At 54.6% G+C, this 24,820-nt stretch carries 19 protein-coding genes and 6 pseudogenes; 20 read left to right on the top strand and 5 right to left on the bottom strand.

Translation table 11 applies throughout. The features are described from left to right. Positions 1 to 192: 192 nt before the first annotated feature. On the bottom strand, positions 193 to 504 hold the full coding sequence (locus tag MRBLMS1_RS01470) for a hypothetical protein (protein ID WP_485877339.1): 312 nt from the start codon (positions 502 to 504) through the stop codon (positions 193 to 195). Between the two features lie 113 nt (positions 505 to 617). On the opposite strand from MRBLMS1_RS01470, the pseudogene MRBLMS1_RS01465 reads away from it, so the two are divergent. After that, a pseudogene (locus tag MRBLMS1_RS01465) lies at positions 618 to 704 on the top strand (IS6 family transposase); the annotation flags it as partial. 514 nt (positions 705 to 1,218) lie between these two features. Here MRBLMS1_RS01465 and MRBLMS1_RS01460 read toward each other — a convergent pair. Further along, a pseudogene (locus MRBLMS1_RS01460) lies at positions 1,219 to 1,576 on the bottom strand (IS3 family transposase); the annotation flags it as partial. Between the two features lie 307 nt (positions 1,577 to 1,883). On the opposite strand from MRBLMS1_RS01460, the gene MRBLMS1_RS01455 reads away from it, so the two are divergent. The 5 genes and pseudogenes from MRBLMS1_RS01455 (at position 1,884) to MRBLMS1_RS01435 (ending at position 4,567) form a co-directional block, all read left to right on the top strand. After that, positions 1,884 to 2,213, top strand: coding sequence for a hypothetical protein (locus MRBLMS1_RS01455; RefSeq protein WP_072453915.1), 330 nt, complete (start codon positions 1,884 to 1,886; stop codon positions 2,211 to 2,213). 232 nt (positions 2,214 to 2,445) lie between these two features. Next, positions 2,446 to 2,775, top strand: a complete 330-nt coding sequence (locus MRBLMS1_RS01450; RefSeq protein WP_485877338.1) for a hypothetical protein — start codon at positions 2,446 to 2,448, stop codon at positions 2,773 to 2,775. A 613-nt stretch (positions 2,776 to 3,388) separates the two neighbouring features. Next, positions 3,389 to 3,634: pseudogene (locus tag MRBLMS1_RS01445) on the top strand (DDE-type integrase/transposase/recombinase); the annotation flags it as partial. A 167-nt stretch (positions 3,635 to 3,801) separates the two neighbouring features. Next, complete coding sequence (locus tag MRBLMS1_RS01440) at positions 3,802 to 4,137, top strand: hypothetical protein (RefSeq protein ID WP_485877337.1); 336 nt, start codon at positions 3,802 to 3,804, stop codon at positions 4,135 to 4,137. A gap of 106 nt (positions 4,138 to 4,243) precedes the next feature. After that, a complete protein-coding gene (locus MRBLMS1_RS01435; RefSeq protein ID WP_485877336.1) occupies positions 4,244 to 4,567 on the top strand; it encodes a hypothetical protein in 324 nt (107 codons plus the stop codon). 60 nt (positions 4,568 to 4,627) lie between these two features. On the opposite strand, the pseudogene MRBLMS1_RS01430 reads toward MRBLMS1_RS01435, so the two are convergent. Next, positions 4,628 to 4,843: pseudogene (locus MRBLMS1_RS01430) on the bottom strand (transposase); the annotation flags it as partial. A gap of 612 nt (positions 4,844 to 5,455) precedes the next feature. Here MRBLMS1_RS01430 and MRBLMS1_RS01425 point away from each other — a divergent pair. From MRBLMS1_RS01425 to MRBLMS1_RS01365, 13 genes are all read left to right on the top strand, one after another. After that, positions 5,456 to 8,803, top strand: coding sequence for an FG-GAP-like repeat-containing protein (locus tag MRBLMS1_RS01425; RefSeq protein ID WP_485877335.1), 3,348 nt, complete (start codon positions 5,456 to 5,458; stop codon positions 8,801 to 8,803). Between the two features lies 1 nt (position 8,804). Further along, on the top strand, positions 8,805 to 12,848 hold the full coding sequence (locus tag MRBLMS1_RS01420) for an RHS repeat-associated core domain-containing protein (protein ID WP_485877333.1): 4,044 nt from the start codon (positions 8,805 to 8,807) through the stop codon (positions 12,846 to 12,848). Between the two features lies 1 nt (position 12,849). After that, the gene (locus MRBLMS1_RS01415) at positions 12,850 to 13,011 is read left to right on the top strand and encodes a hypothetical protein (protein WP_485877331.1); all 162 of its coding nucleotides are present in this window, start codon (positions 12,850 to 12,852) and stop codon (positions 13,009 to 13,011) included. Positions 13,012 to 13,020: 9 nt separating this feature from the next. After that, positions 13,021 to 13,581 (top strand): GspMb/PilO family protein, encoded by a 561-nt coding sequence (locus MRBLMS1_RS01410; protein WP_485877330.1) that lies wholly within the window; start codon positions 13,021 to 13,023, stop codon positions 13,579 to 13,581. 113 nt (positions 13,582 to 13,694) lie between these two features. Next, positions 13,695 to 14,117 (top strand): hypothetical protein, encoded by a 423-nt coding sequence (locus MRBLMS1_RS01405; RefSeq protein WP_485877328.1) that lies wholly within the window; start codon positions 13,695 to 13,697, stop codon positions 14,115 to 14,117. A 220-nt stretch (positions 14,118 to 14,337) separates the two neighbouring features. Next, positions 14,338 to 16,482 (top strand): cohesin domain-containing protein, encoded by a 2,145-nt coding sequence (locus tag MRBLMS1_RS01400; RefSeq protein WP_485877327.1) that lies wholly within the window; start codon positions 14,338 to 14,340, stop codon positions 16,480 to 16,482. A 9-nt stretch (positions 16,483 to 16,491) separates the two neighbouring features. Further along, complete coding sequence (locus MRBLMS1_RS01395; protein WP_485877326.1) at positions 16,492 to 16,983, top strand: prepilin-type N-terminal cleavage/methylation domain-containing protein; 492 nt, start codon at positions 16,492 to 16,494, stop codon at positions 16,981 to 16,983. Continuing rightward, a complete protein-coding gene (locus MRBLMS1_RS01390) occupies positions 16,977 to 17,360 on the top strand; it encodes a type II secretion system protein (protein ID WP_485877324.1) in 384 nt (127 codons plus the stop codon). Before MRBLMS1_RS01395 ends, MRBLMS1_RS01390 begins: the two co-directional genes overlap by 7 nt. After that, complete coding sequence (locus MRBLMS1_RS01385) at positions 17,347 to 17,811, top strand: type II secretion system protein (protein WP_485877322.1); 465 nt, start codon at positions 17,347 to 17,349, stop codon at positions 17,809 to 17,811. Before MRBLMS1_RS01390 ends, MRBLMS1_RS01385 begins: the two co-directional genes overlap by 14 nt. A 51-nt stretch (positions 17,812 to 17,862) precedes the next feature. Continuing rightward, positions 17,863 to 19,059 carry a type II secretion system F family protein gene (locus tag MRBLMS1_RS01380; RefSeq protein WP_072453906.1) on the top strand — a complete coding sequence of 399 codons (1,197 nt, stop codon included), beginning with the start codon at positions 17,863 to 17,865 and terminating at the stop codon, positions 19,057 to 19,059. Positions 19,060 to 19,089: 30 nt separating this feature from the next. Next, positions 19,090 to 20,757, top strand: a complete 1,668-nt coding sequence (locus MRBLMS1_RS01375) for a GspE/PulE family protein (RefSeq protein ID WP_485878938.1) — start codon at positions 19,090 to 19,092, stop codon at positions 20,755 to 20,757. Then, positions 20,750 to 21,565 (top strand): hypothetical protein, encoded by an 816-nt coding sequence (locus MRBLMS1_RS01370; protein WP_485877319.1) that lies wholly within the window; start codon positions 20,750 to 20,752, stop codon positions 21,563 to 21,565. Before MRBLMS1_RS01375 ends, MRBLMS1_RS01370 begins: the two co-directional genes overlap by 8 nt. Then, positions 21,562 to 22,113 (top strand): hypothetical protein, encoded by a 552-nt coding sequence (locus MRBLMS1_RS01365; protein WP_485877318.1) that lies wholly within the window; start codon positions 21,562 to 21,564, stop codon positions 22,111 to 22,113. The genes MRBLMS1_RS01370 and MRBLMS1_RS01365 overlap by 4 nt, the downstream gene beginning before the upstream one ends. 483 nt (positions 22,114 to 22,596) lie before the next feature. Here the strand turns inward: MRBLMS1_RS01365 and MRBLMS1_RS01360 are convergent. After that, positions 22,597 to 23,111: pseudogene (locus MRBLMS1_RS01360) on the bottom strand (transposase); the annotation flags it as partial. A 387-nt stretch (positions 23,112 to 23,498) separates the two neighbouring features. Next, complete coding sequence (locus tag MRBLMS1_RS01355; RefSeq protein ID WP_485877317.1) at positions 23,499 to 23,921, bottom strand: hypothetical protein; 423 nt, start codon at positions 23,919 to 23,921, stop codon at positions 23,499 to 23,501. 308 nt (positions 23,922 to 24,229) lie between these two features. Here MRBLMS1_RS01355 and MRBLMS1_RS01350 point away from each other — a divergent pair. Next, a pseudogene (locus MRBLMS1_RS01350) lies at positions 24,230 to 24,667 on the top strand (transposase); the annotation flags it as partial. Between the last annotated feature and the right edge of the window lie 153 nt (positions 24,668 to 24,820).

Genomic DNA, 24,820 nt, shown 5'->3' with positions numbered 1-24,820 from the left:
AAGACGTGAGAATCGCGTCGAATCGAACGAAAAACGAGCTTGAGTGGCTCGTCGGTCGGCCTTTAGCGCGCCAACCTCGCTACGAAAGTGAATTGATCAGCACTTCCATAAAGGACTCAAACCGAAAATCCTCAAGTCTATGCCTGGCAGACAAATCATCAATGATCGAAACAATGACTATCGACAATGCAATTAACTTAAACTGCCGATACGGTGCAAACGATGCGAAAGATAGCCCCCTTTATTCTCTACAGCATCATGACAATAAATCGACGCCGTCTTTCCGGATGCATACAAGGTTAACACCAACGCATAAAGATATCTCTCTTCAGGCATAACATGACAATAAAGACCGCTCGATAGCTTGATCACAATAGGACTCGCATCCTGCCACACAATGACTTCCTGGACACTGACAGGCTCTCCCGACGGGGTCCAAGCATAGGCAGCACTACTCAATGCCAGCATGACCAATATGCAGAGTCGATTAATAGTTTTATTCATTTTCAGTCCTGCTTATTAAATAAGAATTCGATAATTATTACATTCGAAACGCAATAGATCAAGTCAATGCCTAACGCCAGAAGAAAACCGCCAGCACAGCGGCTCTCATTCACATGCGTTTCCCAATCGACGTCATCTTGGTCCGCATCCGCTGGTGTGCGACATACCCGATGAGCTGCTGGTACATCGAGAAAATGACGTAAGAGTGAGGCACATGGGTCGACCATTCATCGATCAACCGGTACTGCAAGGGCAGGGGCGATAGACTAGCCAGCCCCGATGTCGTCGTTGGATCAGGCCGCTACTAGATCGCACACAAGGTGTGCTGGCAGGATACCCAAGCTAAGATACGACCCATCGGTTTTTCATCTTTCAAGAACTATGGATCAGGAGAGTCTAAGCTACTGGCGACGATATATTAAGCGATCCGGCAAGCGTCTATTTTGGCGTGATGCCACCACATGCCATGCTAGGCTGGCTGTGATGTCAGCTCCACTGCCAGCGCGTAAAAATCCGCGACTTCATCGACTACTTCAAGCAGATGATGGGCCCGGCTGACGTAGCCAGTTGTGCCGTTACAGCGTTCAGAAGCCGGCGCTCTGCCTCTGCCTTGGTCGGATATGCTATCCCTCACCGTCCGTTATGGCGAGGGATAGCCAGCTTTTGCCTGAACGCAGCAAGAGCCTCTACAGGGCAGGGATAGACACATCAGCTCCGACCTGATCGTCGGATCAGGTCGCGCAAATCGCCGGGAACCTTGAGGTAGCCGTAGACCGCACCACTTTCCAACCATGACTTCTTCATGTGGCCGAGCAAGCGCCTATCTTCCTTGGCCCGCTTGCTCTCAGGCTGAACGCACCACGCATAAAAACCGCTGGGATGAACTCCCATCATCTTGCACAAACGCCGCACCGGAAATTCCTCCTGGACTTTCTGAATGAAGGCTTACCTTACTCGGACGTCTTTGCAAGTACACCGCCTTTTTCAAGATGTCGCGCTCCTCGGTAACACGCTTCAATTCGGTCTTCAGCCGCCGCATTTCGTCAGGCTGGATGTCCTCGGTGTTGCGCTCGGTTTAGGGCACGCCGTACTGGACAGAATCCTATTTCTTGAAGAATCACCATCTAGAGTAGAGTATGAACAGGTAGCGGAACAACTACGACACATCGCCGAATGCTTTTTGTTGTTGAGTCACGAACAAATATGCAATAAAATCAATGACACGCGGAGCGAAGGAATGCAGTTTATATTTTAAATTTTAATATACCTACATCATCTACCGCCCGAAGAACAAGCGCAGCAATAGGAAAAATAAATTATTTAGCATCCTCTCAGCCAATCCTCAAATAAAAATTCAACACAATCAGATAGAAGGCATCATGCATAAATTATTTTTAATCTTAGCTTTTCTATTCGCAACCCAATGCAACCCGGCCTACGCAGGAGAGCAAGTAGGAAAAATACTCAGTATCACTGTTCGATCCAGTGATGGATTGATCTATTTTGTCATGGAAAATACAGCAACAGGAAAACCAGCCTGCGCAAAAAATTCATACTGGATGATTGCAGATGAAAAATCAGTCACAGGAAAGCAGCAACTTGCAATATTATTAACTGCTCGCGCAAGTGGTCAGGCCATCAGTGTTTCTGGAAGCAATAGCTGCGTACGCTGGCACGATGGCGAAAATGTTGTTGGCATCACGTTCTAGGAAACGTTCAGCAATTGACGATTTCACTTACCCGCCATTTTCTCCCAAAGCGGTCGCCGTAAAATTTGCATTTCAACGTACACTTTGTTACAGTCCGATTTTTGGGGAAATTCCCCATACTCATTGAGTTTTTTGCGCTCAGGATGTATTCTGGATTCAGTGATGGTAAATGGCCGTCCAGCTACTGCCAAGCTAGTCCTTGAAATTTCAAAATAATCATATAGAAGAAATCATGTCTAAATTTTTTTCAGTCTTAGCCTTTCTATTCGCAATCCAATGCAACCCGGCCTATGCAGGAGAGCAAGTAGGAAAAATAGTCAGTATCACCGTACGATCGGTTGATGGCTTAATCTCTTTTACCATGGAAAATACGGCGACAGGAAAACCAGCCTGCGCAAAATATTCATACTGGCTGATTGCTGATGAGAATTCAGTCACAGGGAAACAGCAGCTTGCAATGTTATTAACTGCTCGGGCGAGCGGTCAAGTTATCAGTGTCTTTGGGAGCAATACCTGCGTACGTTGGTCCGATGGTGAAAATGTTGTTGGCATTACGCTCTAGGGAAGCGTTCATCAATTAATGATTTCGTTTACCAGACGTTTTTTGCTAAAGGGGTGGCTGTAAAGTTTACATTTCAATGTTCACTTTGCTACAACCAGATTTTTTGGCAAATTAGCTATACTCCTTGAGCATCTTGTTAGGACACACTTTGGATTCAGTGATCCTAAATTGCCGTCCAGCTACCACCAAGTTAGTTGAGCTGTGTTTCTTGGGCAGACCACACAGTAGCCGCTCTTGCAATGATCGAATGGCTTTTTTGCCGGCATGGAACGGATGCTTCCCCTCGTGCGGCGCCCCGCTCTTCGAACTCATTTCCTATCGCCCTCGCAGCGGCCTGCACGACATCAGTCGTGTGCTGGGCATCGATCATCGGTGGTCGACAAGGTGGCTAAAGCCTCGTATAGCTGGGGTGGGCGTGCCGACCTGCGCAGCGCCTCAACCTGTGAACTCAATGTACATTCCCCGATTGCGGAAAAATGGATAGCGATTACGGAGCGCCTGATGCGTTTCCCGCGTCCTCTCTCTCAGTATCTTGGCGGTTTGTTATTTCGCGCGCCGACCAAGCGGCAATCGCCGACATGACCCCCAAACAGAATGTACCGACACGGCACACCAAGTCAAATACCTCCACAACGCCGCTGAACAGGATCATCAGCCGATCAAGCGCGCGTAACCGACCATGTTGGGCTTCAAGTTGTTTAGGTTTGCCAGCAGTGTACTCGCTGACATCGAGCTGGTACACATGATACGCAAAGGTCAGTTCGCATGCTACGGCGCCAATACAAACTCATTCTCCGATCAATTGTATGTACTGGTAAAACAAGTCCGTCCAAGTGAGGCACCACAATTTCTTCCCTGAAAAATTATGCCCTTGAATCAACAACGCAACAGCGCGTCAATAGCCCCAGACATGAACTTTTCCAAGATTATAAAATATTGTTTGACAACAATATCCAATGATTATAGTATGAACAACTACTTGAAATTAATGAAATTTACCCAGTTAATTTAAATTAAGAAATTTATATGAAAAATTTTTCAAAAATATTAAAAATTTTTGTTATGTGCTTAACAATTCTTTACGGCTCCGCACATGCTGAACGACGCCAGATATTTTACTCAGTGGCGTCTGGACAACCGAGCTGGAAATTGGAAAACTACATGGCCGATGGAGTTGCCATATGGAATACGCCGTCATCATGTAACGGTGGTTTTATTAGCTTTCCAAGCAATATGACTGTTAATGATAAAAATCGTTTTTATGCAACGTTAATTGCGACAAAAACGTCCAATGCAACGATGTTTATTTATTATGATGAAGCCCCAGGGATCTGCATGCTTGTTAGTTTCGGGCTACTATAATTATTAATTATCTCATTAGTAAAACAAATCCGCCCCTTATTTTGCCGCATTCGAAACACTGGATCCTTAGCAGCACCACCCTCAAATGCATTGAATTAAATTCAACATGAAAACAAGAAATATTATTAAACTAGGCTTGCTTGCTGGAGTCATATTTACCACAGAGGCAACTGCAGCATTCTGCAGTGAAAATATCTCCACTATAATTAGCCACTCAAATGGAAATATTTATTTCACAACAGATCTAACGTGCGTGAATTGGTGTCAGTTCACAGGAAATGCTTCCTTTATCAAACAATCGTATGCAATGCTATTATCGGCCCAGTTAGCCAATAAAAAATTAGGATTTGCCTGGAATGATTTGGCCTCATGCAACGAGAAGAATAAAGTTTACGCCGTCCCGGATTTTGTAGTGGCAGCACCACAATGATATTTTAAGAAAATTTCTTTTATTCATGGGAAACAAAAAATCACCACCTACTTAGAGCACCTAACAAAACCTTCGAATATATCGCCAGCAGATGAGTATGTAGGCAAGCGAGAGGAATGCCTGGTGGATATCGGCACGACGTTCATAGCGGATACGCAGCCGACGGAAACGGTGGAGCCAACCCAAGGTGCGTTCGACCACCCAGCGCCATTTACCAAGGCGCTCGCGCGATTCGATGCCGTAGCGGACTATGCGCGGTGCAATGCCTCTGCCACGTTATCCTCCTTTGGGGACGGATGGTTTGCTGGCAGTAAAGGCAGGATCAGCGCCCACAGGTCATCAGGAAGAAGTGTTTTGGCCATGTGATCGGCTCCCGAAAACGATGTCAGGTGGCTTTGACCAACTTCGGGGCCGTTTGTTTCTCTAAACGAAGTTTCTGTTAGGTGCTCCAATTCTCGACCGGTGGCATCGATGGGATGTCATTTACTGAGAATTTTACGCGCCGACAGAGGAAAAACATTTAGTAGAATGAAATAACTTCGTAGGAAAAAACCATCTCTGAGCAGAAATGCAATAGAACTAAGAACCAACATGCGCCGCTGCTCGCCCTCACTATACGCGCACTCAGAAAACAAGAGTATCTTCGTGAAGCAAAAAATCCAAGAAAAAAAGTAACTTCCCGTATGAACTTTAAATTAGAAATATTTCTTGAAAGTAATGCTTGAAATTGCTACTATCACAATAATACGGCAATTTTCGACCACCCTAAAATGGTTAGGTGAAAAAGCTATAACTAATCTTTACTGCAATAAGGACCATCTCGTGACGTTGCTACTTGAATTTGGCTGGAATACATTAGTTCGGAAGAGTGTTAAGTGGGGGATGTTAATGGTGGCCCTCACTTTGATATCGCAGCAGGCAAGCCACGCTAGTCAGGTGTCTGTTTCAGCTGCAGGAACGCCTTCTTATAGTTTGCCTATTTCAGTGCCACCCGGTGTCGCGGGCATGGCGCCAAATATTGGCCTGTTGTACAGCGGCGGCGGCGTCAATGGTCCGGTTGGATATGGCTGGGCATTGCAGGGAATCTCCTTGATTACCCGCTGTCCTGGCAATAAGCAAATTGATGGCAGCGTGGTGCCTGTCCGATTTAACGGCAACGATAAATTATGCCTCGATGGTCAACGCCTGATCCAAACGAATGCGGATGGCGCAGTGCTCAATCCGGACAGCATGCCTTTCCAGCCTGGTGACAGCCTGGGTGGAAGCGGGTTCGTGCGCGAGTACAGGACGGAGAAAGACATGTATGCGCGCATCCGCGCTTATGGCATGGCTGGCGGCAACCCAGCGAATGGTCCCGCGTATTTCAAAGTGTGGACCAAAAGCGGACAGATTTACGAATACGGCGTGAATGGCAATGCCACTGCGAATGCGAATATCATCGCCAATGCACCAGTCGATGCGGACGGAAATTATTCCGCCACCACCAGACAAGTAGCGACAGCCTGGCCCGTGAGCCGGATTGCCGATACTGTTGGTAACTATATCGATTTTCAATATGAACAGCGAGACATCGCCTGGGGTAGCCAGACGGGAGGCGGTCCCGGTCACGAATGGAACTTGACGGAAATCCGCTATACAGGCACGGCGGCACAAGCGCCGATGAACCGTGTGGTATTTGAATATACCGATCGACCCGATACACCGAACCAGGCGCAGGATCGTTCCGAGGCTTACCATAACGGCGCGAAGAATGTCAGCGTGCGCCTGCTGCAGAAAATCCATACCTATATCAACTGGCCCGCGGCTCAAGCCACCCAGCCTGCAAGCGCCATCCGCACCAAGGTGATGAAATTATCGTACGACAAGGGACTGCGTAGCGGGCGCAGTCGTGTTGTCAAAATTTCCGAATGCACGGGCTCTAATGAGCAAAAATGCTTACCAGCGACCACCTTCGACTATAGCCAGGGCGGGGGACTTGCCTACTCCCAGAACACCAACTTTAGCTCAGGCCCTCTGGTGAATGAAAAAATGCTGCCTGGCCTCGGGCATTATGGCGCGGTAGTAGGGAGTTTTTTTGGCAGCGGCCGTACCGATATCCTGCGCTGGTCGGATAACCCTGGAGAAAACCGCTTGTATGAAAGTACAGGGAAAGGAAATTTTTCACAGTCCAGCAGGTTTAACATCACCGATCAGAATTTATTCAAGAGCGATGGCTGCTACAGAAGCATTGTAGCGGACTTTAATGGCGACGGCTTAAGTGATATCTTGCGCACGATGCAGACGACGTCTGTGCAGAGTACTTCTTGTGGTGTGGTGCGCAACATCCTGTATCTGTCGCAAGGTGATGGTTCTTTCAGGCCAGTGGATATTACTGGAATTGATTTTACCATCAAGGCAAGTGTAGTTAAAGAACATTGCATTCGCGGCAACTGTGGTGGTGACATGGACAATGGGCAGCCAACTGTGCCACTGTCATATTCCGCGACGCAGGGAAATGTTTTCCATGTGCTTGATGCGAATGGTGACGGCTTGCTCGATATTGTGGCAAGCATCATTCCCGCTTATCCCCGCACAAACAAGCCGCCAGAAGGCGATCAAGCATGTGCCACTGTTATCTGTACGCGCTTATATCTGGGACAGGCAAGTGGAGGATTTATCGAAGCATCAACCAATCTTGCGCATCGTTCAGCGTATACGTCGACCATTAATTTGCGAAATGCATCGCCGACTGTTATTGATTTGAATGGCGATGGGCTGCCCGACCTGGCAGTAGATTCAGGGGGATGGTTATCTAAAGGGAATGGCGATTTTGAATATGTGGCACTCGGTGATAGCTGTAACAACGCGCTAGATTTCAATGGCGATGGCAAGATGGATTGTGTGTGGCCAAATCAGATGATGCCACTACAGCATCTGTGGGTATCTGATTCAACCAAAAGCTTAAAGCAAATCACCAATTTCAATTTAATTTCTGCCGGGGATGAACTGATGTTGTTCCTCCCATATGTATCCGGCAGCACTGGCGTTTCCAATCACTCTTCCTATTTTCAGACCGTCGACATGGATAGAGACGGCCGTACCGATATCCTGCGCTGGGGCGACGATACCAACAGGAATACTGTCTTCCTGAGCAATGGAGATGGAACTTTTAGGCGTTCGGATACCTTCAATATCACCCAGCAATTACAGCATAGTGACGGCAAGACGACCATGCTGCTGGGTGACTTCACGGGGAGTGGCACCACCGAGATCCTGCGCCTTTCATATCCGTCGCCCGGCGCCTATAACTTGCTATTTGTCCGCACAGACACAACACCACCCGACCAGCTGATGTCGGTGCGCACCGGCAATGGCATCACCACCAGCCTGAACTGGGTACTGCTGACCAGCCCGAACACTGGCAGCCTGGGTCCGCGCTACAAGAGCGACCGCGGCACCCCAGACGCGGCCGCCTATCCCATGGTCGACGTGCTCACGCCAACCTATGTCGTGGCGACCGTGACGACCAATGCCGGCTTTGGCGGTACCCTGCAAAAGACCGAATATGCGTACAGCGGCATGAAGATGGCCTATGACGGCCGCGGCTGGCTGGGATTTCGCAGCAATGCGATCCAGAACACGGCACCCAACGACGAGTACCTCACTGTCACCACGCAGAACATCCAGAACGGCCCGAATCCCGGCCCGGCCAGCATGAGCGAAACGCGCCGCGGCGCCCTCGATCAGCCTTCCGCGCCACTGCTCAGCCGCAGCAGCTTTATCTATTGCGACAAGACGGCCACCGCCGGTGCGCAGGAATCGGCCACTGCCGGCGTCCCATGCGCCACCAGCGCCAAGGTGCAGCGTCCGTACCTGTACAAAAGTACGGAAGAGGGCTGGGACCTCGAAGGCGTGGCGCTGCCGACGGTGACGACCACCAACACCTTCAACAACAGCGGCGATGCCCGCGAGATCCTGACGGTCACCAGCAGCGCCTCCGGCGCGGCGCAAAGCAGCAAACGCACGACGAATGACTACCTTGCCGGCAATACCAGCGGCGACAGCTGGATCCTCGGACGCCTGAAAACGGCCACGGTCTTGAATGATGTCAGCGGCAGTTCGAGCCTGCTGCCGACCGTGTCGGCCGGCGCACCAACGTCGGGCTCGGGCACCGATCCGGGCGTCACACCCATCCAGCCGGCGGTAAATCCCGCTGCGCTGATGGCGATCATCAACCTGCTGCTGGGAGACGACTGAAATGGCCGCCAACATCAGCACACTCGCTACGGCCGGCAAGGCCAGGACCGCAATGCGACAATTGACCTGCTGGCTGATTGCGCTGTGCGCGTTCGGCACCACCATGGCCCAGGCGCAGTCACCAGCCAATCCGCTGGCCTACAGCCGTTCCAGCGCATTCGAATATGATCCGGTGACGGGGCTGCTGACAAAAGAAATCGTCGAACCGGGCACGCTGTCCTGCGTCACCACCAGCTATGCCTACGATGGCTACGGCAACCGCACCAGTGCCACCACCACCGATTGCGGTTCCGGCGGGCGCGCCGCGTTCCTCAGCCGCAGCAGCGGCAGCACGTATGCCGCCAGCACGGTCACACTGGCCGGCATCGGCAATGTCAGCATCCCGGCAGGCACCTTTCCCAATACATCGACGAATGCACTGGGACATACGGAAAGCAAGGAATTCGACCCCCGCTTTGGCGCAATGACGGCGCTGACGGGCCCGAATGCCCTGACGACGCGCCTGCAGGTTGATGATTTCGGCCGCACCGTGCGCGAAACGCGCGCCGACGGCAGCAGCACCGTCACCGCCTACTGCTATTTGCCGGACCGCGACATTGCCGATACCAGTTCGAACAGCGCGCACTGCCCGGCGCCGGCGCGTTCGGAATGGCCGACCGAAGGCATCAGCTTTGTCCACGTCGAGCCGCGCAACAGCGCCGACGCGAAGAACGGGCCGTTTTCGCGCGTCTACATGGACCGCGCCGGGCGCAAGGTGCGCACCGTCACAGAAGCCTATGATGGCGCCGCCCAGCCGGGCGGCACGGGGCGCCTGGTGGTGCAGGACACTGATTACAACACACAGGGCGTGGCGGTAATCAGCACCCAGCCATACTTCCTCGATTCGCAGTCCTCGAGCAGTGGCGGCCGCGGCGACTATGGCATGAGCATGAATATCTACGATGCGTTAGGCCGCGTCGTACGCGTGTATACCAGCGATCCGCTGGGCAAGCATGGCAGCGTGCAGTTCGGCACGCGCCGCGCCATGAACGCAGCGAAAAACATCATTTTCTACAAGGGACTGACGGTCACCTACGAGAACGACCACGGACAGCAGCGCCTGGAAGAAAAGAATATCGATGGCAAGCTGGTACGCGTGACAAATACACTGGGCGCCCAGCTGGCGCACCAGTATGACGCGTTCGGTAACCTGATCCAGACCCGCGACGCGATGCAGAACATCATCAGCGTGAAATATGATATCCGCGGCCGCAAGAAGGAGATGGTCGATCCGGATACGGGCTGGTGGCAGTACGACTACAACGCACTGGGTGAACTGGTGTGGCAGCAAAGTCCGAACCAGCGCGCGCTGAATCAAGCCACGACCCTGGAATACGACCTGCTGGGTCGTCTCATCAACCGTTCCGAGCCGGAATACGCCAGCTACTGGCGCTATGACCGCTACCTCGACGGCAGCGCCTGCAGCAAGGGCATCGGCAAGCTGTGCTCGAGCGGCAGCAGCAATGGCGTGAGCCGCAAGATCGCCTACGACAGCCTGGGGCGGCCGGTCAATACGCGCACAGATGTAACGGGCGGGCCCAGCTTTGCCAGCGGCGTGCGCTACGATGCGAATGGCCGCCTGGTGAGCGAGATCTATCCGACCGGCGTGCAGGTCGACTATCAATATACGCCAAAGGGCTTCCTGTCCTCGGCCACCCTGGCGCAGGCGGCCAGCATCACGCCGCTGCCGGGCGCGAATGGCGCGGCGACGGCACCGGCGACGAGTCGCCCGGCCGGCAGTCTGCTGTGGCAAGGCCAGTTCTATGACGCGCGCGGCCAGGCGGAGCAGCAGTTCTATGGCAACAACGTCACAGTACGCGCCGACTTCGAACCGGTCACGGGGCGTATCCGCAGCAACACGGCCGCCTTCACGGGATCGTACGCAGCGATCCTGAATTACCAATATGAGTGGGACAGTTTGAACCATCTGCGCAAGCGCATCGATGCGAATGGCGATGGTGTCACCGGCTCGGTGACGGATGATTACGATTACGATCCGATCGGCCGCCTGCGCAACTACAGCGTGTCGGCACCAGCGGTGCCGGGGCTGCAGCGCACGGTCGCGCTGCAATACAACGCGCTGGGCAGCGTGCTGTACAAGAGCGATGTCGGCACCTACAGCTATCCAGCATCCGGGCCCGGCGTGGTGCGCCCGCATGCCTTGACCAGCGTCAGCGGCGCGATCCCGGCCAGCTATACCTATGATGCGAACGGCAACTTGACGGTCGCCAGCGCTGGCAGCTACCGCAAGATCAGCTACACCAGCTTTAACCTGCCCGATGGCCAGAATGGCCTGGAAGGCCCCAACGGTTATCCGCGCTACAGCTGGCAGTACGATGAAAACCACCAGCGCGTGAAGGAAACCCGAGTCAGCAGCAGTGGCACGCGCGTGACCTGGATGATGCACCCGGACAATGCCGGCGGCCTGGCCTTCGAGAGCGAGCAGAATGGCAGCAGCATCAGCAACCGCCATTACCTGTCGATCGGTGGCACCAGCCTGGGTGTGCTGGTGACAACAGGCAGCCTGCCGGCACTGGGCGCCGGGCAGATGGAACCGTGGATACCGCCTAGCCTGGTGGTGGTAAAACTGGAATACTGGCACAAGGACCTGCAGGGCAGCCTGGTCAGCACCACCGACCATAACGGCACGCTGACGGCACGCTACTCCTACGATCCATTCGGCAAGCGCCGCACGGCCAGCGGCAATTACGACGCCAGCGGCAAGCTGGTGTATGACTGGAACAATACCAGTAGCGGCACGGACCGCGGCTACACAGGCCACGAGCACCTGGACGACGTCGGTCTGATCCACATGAACGGGCGCATCTTCGATCCGCGCCTGGGCATGTTCATGCAGGGCGATCCCTTCATCCAGGATCCGATGAACCTGCAGAACTACAACCGCTACGCGTACTGCTATAACAATCCGATGACGTGCACGGACCCAACAGGACAATTCAGTTTGTTCGGCCACAGGATATTGCCCGGTTTGTTCAATAGTAAAACTTTGCGAATTGCTGCTGCCATAGGCGCCGCATTTGTACTTGGACCTGGCAGCGCGGTATGGGGCGCGGAGTGGGGGATGCTAGGCGCCGTGACGCAAAATGCAGTGGCACAATCGGCCGTCGCTGGATTTGTGAGCGGTTCTATTGCTAGCGGAACGGTAAAAGGCGGCCTTCAGGGTGCTGTAACAGCTGGTATGTTCACGGCCGCGGGCAATGTTATAGATGGAGGTAATGCATTTACAGGGGGGGCTGACAAAACTGCAGCATGGACTAACCCCGCTGCGGGAGTCGCCTTGCACGGCGTCGTAGGTTGTGTAACAAGTGAAATGAATGGGTCTAAGTGCGGAGCAGGTGCTCTTAGTGCCGCATTCTCAAAATCAATGGCACCCAGCGTTTCCGAATGGAGCGGCAAAAATGCTGTAGAAGGTAGTGTTATTAGTGCTGTAGCAGGCGGGACAGCCTCGGTTCTTGGTGGCGGGAAATTTTCAAATGGAGCCAAAACAGCTACATTTGGTTATCTATATAATACATGCCATGATGGCAGCTGTAGCTTGCCATGGGATCAATTGAATGAGTCCCCAGTTAGGAAGTTATGGGATCAAGCTGTACGTACGTTCAACCCTCCGGCTCCGGACTTTATCGCAATATCTGCGGGTTATTATACTTATTCAGGGGGTATTGTTTGGAATTTGCATAATGATGAAATTACTTATCAATGGAGTGCAACAAAGACATGGCCAGGAAACTCGTTGAAGGGAGTCTCCTTAACAGTAACGGCTGGATATATAATCGGCGGAGCAGATGCGATCACTACACGAGGATTTTTAAATGGCGGAGCAACGCAAGTAGCATTCTTTACTCCCACCCCTATCGGCTTTGGTCTGGGAGGGGCAATTACCCATTCTTATGGCGGGGCCACTGCGATAGAAATTGGCGCAGGCACATCGGGATTTGGCTATACACCGGTAAGTTATGGATTTAAAAAAACCCTGAGAAGATAAAATGAATAAGAAGAAAAGCCAAAAAGAATTATATAAAGATATTTTCACGAAAAATTTAGGGCAGCGCCTTGATGAAATGTCTAATTTCGAAAGAAAATCTTATTGGTGTTTTGTGATAAGTGGAATTCTTGCAATAATCCTTATTGTAATTTTTTTAGGATGATAAGATTTTTTGCATATTTTTAAGGTTCTCATGTTTTTCTTGAATCATATAACAGGGTTCCGCTTTTCCGTATATCTACATTGGCCATGGCTGGCCGCCAGCGCCGCACTGGGCTGCTCGGCGTGGCTAGCTTTTTCTCAATTGCCAACGCAGCGTATGGACAACAAAACTGCGGCAGCCAAGGTGCGGATGTTGGAAGCCCAGCTGCGCACGCAAGCCGCTGATCCTGTGGCAACGCAGCAAAACCTAGCGGCACAATTGGCAGGTTTCGATAGCCTGTCGCTGGTGACGGCGGACTTGCAGTCGCTGGCGACGCAAAACGGCTTGCTGATGTCCGATGCGAGCTTCAAGCCAGCAGGCGACAATCAGCCAGACGCCAGGATCGGGCGCGTCGAGGTCAATGCACGTATCAAGGGTGCCTATTTACCGCTGAAGAAAGCCCTGGCCGCGCTGCTGGCCACGCATGGCGGATTGGCGCTGGACTCGCTGTCGCTGCGACGCGCGCGCGCCAGCGATATCGTGATGGATATCGATCTGCGCTTCACCTACTTTTACCGGAAGCCAAGCTGATGGCAATATCGACGCCGACCTTGCCGTCCCGCCGGCAAGGCCTATGGCTGGCAGCGCTACTCACAGCGGCCTTGTGCGGCTGGACCGCGTGGCGCGAGCAAGAGAGCCTTGCATTGTCCACCGAAGATGCAAGGCCGCGCCGACAGGCCGCCCCAGCAGTTACGCTGGCTCAGGAAACCACCGCTGGCGAGGCGGGCGCTTTGCTGGAACGCGATCCTCTGGTGGAATCGAAAACAGACCTGTTCCGTTTCATCAGTTTCCAGCCGCCCGCACCGAAAGCCTTGCCGCCGCCACCACCGCCGCCACCGCCAAAACCGAACGCGCCAACCTTTCCTTATCAGTACTTCGGACGCATGGTCGATGTGGATGGCCGGACGGTTACTTATTTAACGCGTGGCGACACACTTATTCCCATCCATGCTCGCCAGTTGTTGGATAATACATACCGCATCGATGCCGTGACAGACACGCAGATTGTCGTGACGTATGTGCCGCTGGAAGAAAAAATAGTGATCGCCGTGCAGACCGGTAATTAAATGGCTGGCGCCAGTAGGGCGTTCATATATAACAGGGAGTAAGGCATTGCGTTACAAGGGACATTATTTGGGCTGGGCCGGCGCGGTATGCAGCGCCGTCTTGCTGGCAGGATGCGGCACGCAATATATACGTGACGACGCTCAGCGCCAGATAGGCGCCGGCAAGTATGAGGATGCACTACAGGCCTATGATAAAGCCCTGCTGAGCGATCCGGAAAGCGTGATTCTGCGCACCGGCCAGCTTGCTGCACGCGACACTATCCTGGCGCGCTTGCTGACAGCGGCGACGGCGGCGCGTTCGCGCGGCAATGAGCCCCAGGCGAAGGAAATTCTGCAGCGTGCGCTGGCGATACAGCCCAATGAGGACAGAGCCAGGGCCATGCTGCTGGAAATCGAACGCGACACGCGGCAAAAGGCTGCTGTCGCCAGTGCCCGCGAGCTGATTGAGAAAGGCATGCGCGAACGCGCCATGCTGGTGATCGAGGCTGCCCTGAAGGATACGCCAAGAAATACCGAATTACTCGGCCTGCAGCGGCAATTGGAGCTGGCCAGCAAGCAATCCGAGCTAAGTGTCGCACGGCTGGCCGAAACGCGTCCCATCTCGCTCGACTTCCGTGATGCCAACCTGCGCATGGTGCTTGAGGCGCTGACGCGCAACAGCGGCATCAATTTTGTGCTCGACAAGGACGTGCGCCAGGATTTGCGCACCACCATTTTTCTGCGACAGACACGTCTTGACGATGCGCTGGAATTGCTGACCTCAACGAGTCAGTTGACCTTCAAGGTGCTCGATGCGTCCACCGTGCTGATCTATCCGAAGACAGCAGAAAAGGCCAAGGAATACCAGGACCTGGTAATTCGCGCCTTCTATCTGTCCAGCGCGGACGTCAAGCAGACCGCCTTGCTGCTGAAAACCATGCTGAAGATACGTGAGCCTTTCGTCGACGAAAAGCTGAACCTGATCATGGTCCGCGAAACACCGGAAACGATACGCCTGGCAGAACGCCTGATCGCGCTACACGATCTGTCCGAGCCGGAAGTAATGATGGAGGTGGAGGTGCTGGAGATAAAACGCTCCAGCCTGACCGAACTGGGCATCAAGTACCCGGACGGCTTCAACCTGACGCCGCTCGCGCCCGCCGGCTCGGACGGTTTTACGCTGGGCAACCTGAAAAGCCTGAATCGCGATTCCATCGGCATCAATTTGCCCGATGTCCGCATCAATCTGCACCGCGACGTGGGCGACGTGAATATCCTGGCCAATCCCAAGATCCGCGCGCGCAACCGCGAAAAAGCCAAGATCCTGATTGGCGACAAGCTACCCGTGGTCACTACTACCGGCAGCTCCAACAACAACAGTTTCATTTCTGAATCGGTGCAATACGTCGATGTCGGCCTGAAGCTCGACGTCGAGCCGAATATCTACCTGGATGACGAGGTGGCCATCAAAGTTGGCCTGGAAGTCAGTTCGCTGGTGCGCGAGATCAAGACGGCCGCCGGTTCGCTGGTGTACCAGATCGGCACGCGTACCGCCAGCACAGTGCTGCGGCTGCGCGATGGGGAAACCCAGCTGCTGGCCGGCTTGATCAGCAACGAAGAGCGCATGAGCGCCAACCGCGTGCCCGGCATCGGCGACCTGCCTTTGGTGGGCCGGCTGTTCTCTTCGCAGCGCGACGATGGTCAGCGCACGGAGATCGTACTGTCGATCACGCCGCGTATCGTGCGCAATATCCGCAGACCGGACCTGAACCAGGCGGAGTTCTGGTCGGGGACCGAAAACGATGTCCGCAGCAGACCTTTGACCCTGCCGGCAGTGGAAAAGCCAGGCGCGGCCAAGGGCACGCCACCAGTTCCCGGCTTGCCAGGCGCGGCGCCCATGGCCTCGAGTGCACCACAGGGCGTGGCGCCGATGATGGTACTGCCGCAGGATGGAGGGGCACCCGTAGCGGCTGCGCCGCAGGTGGCCGTATCGCTGGTGGGACCACAGGAGGTCAAGGCTGGAGACACGTTTACCGTACATGTCAATGTGAAGGCAGCCACCGCTTTGCGGGGCATGCCGCTGAAGCTGCAGTTTTCGCCGCAGAACCTGCAAGTGGTCGATGCGGATGAAGGTGCCTTTTTCACCCAGGATGGCGCTACCGCCAGCGCGAGCAAGTCGATGGAGCAGGGCAAGGGCCTGGCATCGATGGCGATCCTGCGCACCGGTGCGGCTGGCGTGAAAGGAGAAGGCACGATGATGAGCTTCAAGTTCAAGGCGCTCGCTGCGGGCCCCGGCGAGATTCGCGTGTTATCGGCCAAATCAATTTCCTCGACGCCGATCGATGCCGAAACATTGCCGGCGCCGCTGCGCGTGATGGTCAAGTGAGTGCGTGCCATGCTTAAACTGCGCAAGTCCGGCCACGTCCTGCATGCCGGCTACACCACCATCGAGCTGCTGGTGGTGATGGCCGTACTGGGTATTCTGGCGACGGCCGCCATGCCGCTGGTCGAACTGACGGCGACGCGCAACAAGGAACGCGAGCTGAAGCAGTCCTTGTGGGAAATTCGCCGCGCCATCGATAGCTACAAGCAGGCCTACGATGCCGGACGGATCGGCAAGGGGGAGCAAGGCAGCGGATATCCGCCATCGCTGGCGGCGCTGGTGCAGGGCGTGCCTGACCTGGCAGCAGGTGGTCAGACCATGTATTTGCTGCGGCGCATTCCGAAAGATCCGTTCGCGCCCGCCGATGTGAAGGCCGAAATGTCCTGGGGCTTGCGCAGCTACCTGTCTCCGCCGGATGAGCCGAAGGAGGGCGCAGACGTGTTCGACGTCTATTCCACCTCGGACAAGGTCGGCATGAACGGCATCGCGTACCGTCTATGGTAACTCGCCCCTCAAGTCGCGGCTTTACGCTGATCGAACTGCTGGTCGTAATGGCGCTGATCGGCATGCTGCTGTCGCTATCAGTGCCGCGCTATTTCGGTAATATCGACAAGGCCAAGGAATCGGTGCTGCGGCAGAACCTCGCGCAGACGCGCGATGCGATCGACAAGTATTTTGGCGACAATGGCCGCTATCCCGATTCGCTCGACGAAATCGTCGCGCGCCGCTATCTACGCAAGTTGCCTGTCGACCCGATTACCGACCGCAGCGACAGCTGGGTCATTGTCGCGCCGGAAAAAAAGGACATGGGCGCCGTGTTCGACGTCAGGAGCGGTGCGGCTGGCCGCGCACGCGACGGGAGCGAGTATGCCTCGTGGTAACCAGCATGGCTTTACCTATGTCGCCATGCTATTCGCGCTGGCGATGTTCGGTATTGGCCTGGCCGCCGTCGGCGAAGCGTGGAGTACCGCGACACAGCGCGAGCGGGAGGAAGAGTTGATCCAGATCGGACAGGCGTATGTGCGCGCCATCGGTACCTATTATGCGCAGGCACCCGGTACGGCGAAAGCTTACCCGCCAGCGCTGCAGGACTTGGTCGAAGACAGACGTTTTGTCGGCGTGCGGCGCCACCTGCGCAAGATTTACCTCGATCCAGTGAGCAAGGGGGCGGAGTGGGGACTGGTGAAGGCGGCCGATGGCGGTATCGCCGGCGTGTACAGCCTGAGCGAAAAAGCTACCTTGCGGCGCCAGCCTTTGCTCCTGCGGGGTGCCGCGCCGGTGTTAGGTGGGCGCTACACCGACTGGAAGTTTGTGTATGTTGCAACGCCATGACGCGCGCCTCACATACAACAGCCGCTGCCTGTCAGAACGAATTGGATCTTCATGCAATTTAAGATACGCACATTTCATGCCGCCAGCGGCGCCATTGCCGAACGCACAGTGGACGGTGAGGATGCTGCCGCCGTCACGCGCATGGCGGAGCAGCAGGGATACGCAGTATTGTCGATCACGGCGCAGGGCCGGCGCATCCGCACGCGCGGGGTGTCGGGTATCCGGAGTTTTAACCTGGTGCTGTTTTGCGACGAGCTGCGTACCTTGTTGTCATCCGGCATGTCGCTGGTGGAAGCGATTGACACCCTGTGTACCAAGGACAATGATGACGCCAAACGCACCGTGTTGCTGGAAATCAGGCAATTGCTGTTAGAGGGTAAACCGCTGTCATCGGCACTGGAATTGAACCGCCTGGGATTCCCCCCTCTGCTGATCGCCTCCATCCGCGCCAGCGAGCGCACCAGTCGGCTCGACGAGGCACTGGAAGAGTATGTAGCGTATGAAAAAGTAGGCCAGGAACTGGGCCGCAAGGTAGTCAGCGCGGCGATCTATCCAAGCCTGGTTGTCGGTTTTGGCATGCTGGTGTGCCTATTCATGATTTCTTATGTCGTGCCCCGCTTTGCCAAAGTCTATGACGATTTTTCGCAAAAACTGAGTTTTTCCACGGTGATCCTGATGAAGGTGGGGCAAATCTCCAGCGACTATCTCGGCCTGATACTAGCGGGCTTAGCTGGACTGGTCGCGCTGGCGATCATCGGCCACCGCAATGGTAAGCTAAAGATTTTTCTACTGCGCGCGCTTGGCCGTTTCAAGTTCGTTCAGCATTATCTGCGTCTGTACCAGCTGGCGCGCATCTATCAAACCATGTCGATGCTGCTCAAGGGCGGCTATACGCTGAGCGATGCCATACCGCTGGCGCAAAACCTGGCATTTGAAAAAAAACTTCAGGATCAAATACTGCGCGCGCGCGGCGTAATCCAGGAGGGCAAGCGCCTGTCGACCGCCTTTGCCGAGAACGGTCTGACGGACACGGTGACCGAGCGGCTGCTGCAGGTCGGAGAACGATCCGGCAACCTGGCGCGCATCATGGATATCATCGCGCAGACTTATCGTCAAGAATTTACCGTATTTATCGACCGCGCCACGAGGGTGGCTGAACCGATCTTGCTGATGGCCGTTGGCATCATGATCGGTGCGATTATTATTTTGATGTACATGCCAGTATTCGACCTGGCTGGAGGAATTTGATACATGAGTAGTGTTCCCACCTTAGCCGCCATGCCGCCGTTGAACACCTTGCTGGCGCAAGCGCGGACTCGCGCGCGCGACAGTGGCCAAGCGCTGGCGGTTGAACTGGCGGCACTGGCCGGCTGCGAAGTGGCCGACCTCGCTGCGGCAGCCCCTGTCCACCTGGATATGGCATATTACCCGCAGACCGCCATGCTGGCCTGCGCTCCCGAGTTCTCGTTGCTGAGCTTTACTGACTGCGTCAAACGCGTGATCTATCCGTTGCGGCTGCCGGGCGGCGATAGCTTCGTGGTGACCGATCCATGGGACGATCACGCTTTGCAATGGCTGGCCAACAAAGTGGGCGGCTACCCAGCGCTGGGATGGGGCAACAAAGTGGATATCCTGGCAGCGCTGGAACAGGCGCAGCACCGTATCAAAGCATCGAGCAGCCTGTCGGCCGGTGTACCGGAACAGCGAAGCAGCGTTGGCGATGGCGCAGGAAATGTGATTTCAATCGAAACCATCGAACGCAGCACCAGTCCCATCGTACGCTTTGTCGATGCCGCTATTTATGATGCCTGGAAAGCTGGTGCCAGCGACATCCATTTTGAATGCGACCGCAATGGTGTGAAGGTCAAGCTGCGCCTTGATGGCGTACTCGTACCGGCATCCGAATTACCGGATCGCGTGCGCGCCGAGGAGGTCATTTCGCGCATCAAGGTGCTGGCGCAGCTCGATATCGCCGAGCGTCGCGTGCCGCAGGATGGTCGCTTCCGCATCGTTCTGGGTTCGCGCGAACTGGACTTCAGGGTTTCCATCATGCCCAGCATTTTTGGCGAGGATGCCGTGGTGCGACTGCTCGACAAGACGCAGTTGCGTGGCGATGCTCATGCTATTTCGCTGGCCAGCCTGGGCCTCGATGCCGATGCCATCGAGCGCATCCGCCGCCTGGCGAAGAAGCCACATGGCATGCTGCTGGTCACCGGGCCAACGGGCAGCGGCAAGACCACGACGTTGTATGCGGCGCTGACGGAGATCCAGACCGGGCAAGAAAAGATTATTACCATCGAGGATCCGGTGGAATATGAACTGCCTGGCGTATTACAAATCCCTGTCAACGAAAAAAAGGGACTGACCTTTTCCCAAGGCCTGCGCTCCATCTTGCGCCATGATCCGGACAAGATATTAGTAGGCGAGATCCGCGATGCGGAAACCGCCGAAATCGCCGTGCAAGCCGCATTAACGGGCCATCTGGTGTTTACCACCGTGCATGCCAACAGCGTGTTCGACGTCATCAGCCGATTTGCCCACATGGACATCGATTTATACAGTCTCATGTCGGCCTTGAATGGCGTGGTGGCGCAGCGTTTGATCCGCTCGAACTGCCCTATCTGCAGCGTGCCGGAAGAGGCAAGCCTGGAAATTATCGAACGGCTGAAAGTGACGAACATGGATATTAGCAAGCTGACGCTGAAAAGGGGCCGCGGCTGCGAACATTGTCGCAATACAGGCTACAAAGGCCGGCATGCGTTAGCCGAAGTGCTGCCATTCGACGATACCCTGCGCACCATGATACTGAACCGTGCAAATGTCACCGAGATCAAGCGCTATGCGCTGGAACTTGGCGTACGCCCCCTGAATGTCCGTGCGCTGGACTTGGTGGCTAGCGGTGCCACCACGATGGACGAAATTGACCGGGTGGTTGCACATGATTGACGCATACCATATTTACCTCAACGGCAGCGAGGTCATGCTGCGTCGCCAAACTGGATGGGGACAATGGCGCCGCGTCGAAGAGATTGCACGCTGGCAGTGGGATGCAGGTACGCCGGCTAGCCTGAATTTTGATGCGCTAGCGCTGCGCAAGCGCCGATATGCCACGCTGGCCGTGCATGTCGGTTCAGCACTGGGCAAATTCATGATGCTACAACTGCCGCTCGGACTGCAGGGTGAGCAAGAGGAGCGCGCGGCCGCAGAAGCGCAGATGCAGCATCAACTTGGCTTGAACCCCGGCCAGTGGGAGTTCACATTGGATCATTTGCCAGCACGGGGAAAGGTCGTAGCCTGTGCGCTGCGTACCGATATTGGTGCGAGGCTGCGCCAGCTGGCCAACGAGCACAGCTTGCGGCTGCAGTCTGTCCGGCCGTATGTAGCAGCCGTATGGAACACGGTGCAATTGTGGCGGGGTCGGACGGCCCAGGCACTGGATGGCGGAAGCGCAGTGATGATGGTAGAGCGCGACGCTTTCACGATTGTGATTGAAAAGGAAGGTGCAATGGAAGCGATGAGCGCCATGACACATCGTCGCGAGGCAGAAGTGATCAACCGCGAGATCCGGCGCATGGCATATTCCCTCGGCGAGGATGCGCAGCGTCATGTTTACCTAGCGGTGGCAGCTGAGATTCTGCCGCTGGCGCAGTTGCATGCTGACAAAGTGGTGCGGCATGATGACTTTCTGCAACCAATCCTCTATGCGGATTTCCGTGACCTGTTGTTCCAGCCGCCCGCGCAGGGAATGCCATGATGCTGCAACTCGAATTCATCCGGCGCCGTCCCATTCCATGGATGGGACTGTTTTGCATGGTCTGTACGCTAATCTGGGGGGCAGTGCTGCTGGCCGAGTCGATCGCCTTGCGGGAAGTGGCCAAACGCGATGCGCAACGCGCCGGGCAGCTGGAGCTAGTGCTACAAGAACGACGCCGGGCCGCACAGCAGCAGCAAGCCAAAAGCGACCCGGAAACACAACGGCGCCAAAAAGAGCAGGAAAAGATCGTCGCGGCCTTGCGCTATCCATGGACACGCGTCTTGTCTACCATAGAGCAGGCTGACTCGAACGACGTAGCCATGTTAACGCTCTCGCATGAACAGGTGACAGGGCAGACTCAGATTACGCTTGAGGCACTTAATGTTCACGGCCTGGTACATTTTGTCGACGCGCTCAATGAAAGCGGCGAAAGCGACCGTGATAGTAGTGGCGATGCCGGCTCGCGCGCGCAGTGGTATATGACGATCTATCAAATCCAGCCACAAAACAATCCTCAAACGATTAAGGCGACGGTGTTGAATAAGTAAGGCTATCTCATTATCTATCTGCCTGGCACCGCGTGGCTGGCGAGCAATCGGCGCTAACGCCGTATCTGGAATGGTAAAAATTCCTGAACTATTTTGAAATCTGCTGCAATTTAGTGAAATTATCTGTAATCCTATGCAACTATCTGGAATTCGGCGAAACTCTCTACAACGGTAATCCCACCGCTCCACGGCGAAAAACATACGTATAAGTTACAACGAAATAGTATCAACGTCTTCGCCATCAACCCAGCGAGAGCATGTCCCAGCGCCGGTAATACTAATACTTTGTCCCGTCGCTTTGGCTGTTGATTTGCAGCGAAATCTGACCCATTTCACCGCATAATTTGCAAACCGAACTGACCCACGTATAAGACACAATCCTACTCACGACATTGAGGGGGGAATTGGAGTGATCGACGTGGCCCTACTAGGCATTATTCGACGCTGGCACATTCGTGACCAGTTCTCATTGAGAGAGATCGCCAGGCGTTTGTGGTTCCATTTAAACCCCTTCACGTTGCGCAAATACAGGAAGCACAGGCCGAAGCCCCAGTTGCGCTGGTTGTTGGTCAGGCGTATCAGCCAGGCAACCACGACAGCATTTTCCGCGTCGAGCTTGGCGCGATAGCGATAGCAGGTCTGGCTGATGCCGAACGCCTGGCAGGTCAGTCCTATGGTGGCTGAACGCTGGGCCACGGCCCATCGCGCCATCTCCCGCCGCTGAGATGGCGCTACCATTTTTTTGTCAGGGCCTCCGCGACGATCTCGGCTTTCAAGCGCTCCTCGGCATACATCTTCTTCAGGCGCCGGTTTTCGTCCTCCAGTTCCTTCATGCGGGCCATCAGCGAGGCGTCCATGCTGCCGAACTTGGAGCGCCATTTGTAGAACGTGGCGTTGCTGATGCCGTGCTCGCGGAAAAGCTCAGGGACTGGTGAGCCGCCCTCGGTTTGCTTAAGGATGGCGATGATCTGGCTATCGGTAAAACGGGACGTCTTCATGTAGAACTTTCAAAAAATCTGAATTTGGAAAATTCTACTTTTAAACGCGATCATTTGGTGGGGGGATTACCGGCGAGTCCTAAACAACCGGCACGGCGACGCACTAAATCAAAGTCGATGTCTCGTGAAACTTCAGCCACAATGTCGCAAGGCGCTTATCCACGGGAAAGTTCATAGAGGAACACGCCGAAGCTTAATCAACTCTTGCTTAAGCGTGGCAGTAACAACTGCAAAGTGGGTAGGGAGGATCGGCAATCGTCCGTCCAGTTTGAGGGCAGCATTGCCATTCTGGGAATATTCGCCCTGTGATTAACAACGCGACACAAACCTACTGTGCAGACCTGCAGCACCGGTCAGGAGATGTGCGTGGAAAGGCGTCTGCCTGCCTCAATTCACAATCGCTGACTTAGGCGGCGTCACGGAAACCGGAGCCGGACCACTCCGCATCGCCGGTGCGGCCCCTTGTCCCCCAAGCATAATTTCTGCGATCTTGCATGTGCTGTCGCTGAAGTACAGCATAACCGTGCCACCGTATAGATAAGCGACCATTAAGTCCGTCTTGATGCGATTAATGCCCGGATGTTCAGGATAAATGGAGGCGAAGCTGGCTCCGTAGCCGCTATTCGAGATGCAGTTTGTCAAGGCAGGTGACAGCTCGACGTTGACGCCACCGTCTTGGGTCACTACAAGCGTTTTTACAACTGCCCTGCTGGACCAGCCTGGTCCCTCGGCCGCTACTGACATGGAAAATGTCAGCCCCGCCATTAAGGCGAGAAAGTGGCCATGCACGGATCGAAAAGATGACTTCATGTATTCCCTTTGCTGTAACTATATTAATGAAATCGTTGGCCACGAGAAATGGCTAGAAATGGCTATTAAAAAGAACGATAAATGTAAATTTTTCATTAGTCAAGTTTCCCCAGGCAGGGTACTGACATCTTTCTGTGCTGCCATTTTCCATCCCCAGATGGCTTTGTTGCACAAGTCGTTCACATCAGCGGCAGTGCCGTGCCTCACGTAAGCTGACGGTATGAGTGCACCTGTGAAACCGAAGTATCGAACGACAAACTGGAAGGCGTGCAATGCAGCGTTGAAGACGCGTGGCTCGTTGCTTATCTGAGGTCACGGACAACGCCACCGGCGATGCACCGATGCTGCCATGCCTGCTCGGCCAGATTGGCAAGAATGAAGCCATCTCTAGCGTCAGTGGCGCCTACGACACTAAGGCCTGCCATGACGCCATCGCTCTACGCGGCGCACAGGCCACTATTCCAACGCGCATAAACGGCAAGCCGTGGAAAGACCATCGACCGGGCACCCAGGCCCGCAATTCAATACTTCTTGCCATGCGCCGCCTTGGCCGAAAAATATGAAATGAGTGGACCGGCTACCATCGACGCAGTCTGGTGGAGACCAAAATGCGATGTTTTAAGTTGCTCGGTGAGCGAGTAATGGCCCGTGACTTTGACCGACAGGTCGCAGAGCTCCAGGTCCGCTCTGCCATTCTAAATCGATTTACCCGCCTGGGTACGCCGACGACGGTGGCTATGGCCTAATTCCGTCTGGGCTAAGGGGTATTACGCTAAAAGTTTATTTGTGCAACAAAGCCGTTTTGATATATCTCCTACAAAGTGGTATAAAACAATTTATCAACTCACGCTTTGCACCGCGTGGCATTCCGCATTCCCCTTCTTTCCATAAATATTTAC

It is taken from the genome of Massilia sp. LMS1-1-1.1 (assembly GCF_040815535.1).
Classification (GTDB): domain Bacteria; phylum Pseudomonadota; class Gammaproteobacteria; order Burkholderiales; family Burkholderiaceae_D; genus Janthinobacterium; species Janthinobacterium aestuarii.
This window is presented reverse-complemented; position numbering and strand designations above follow the sequence as displayed.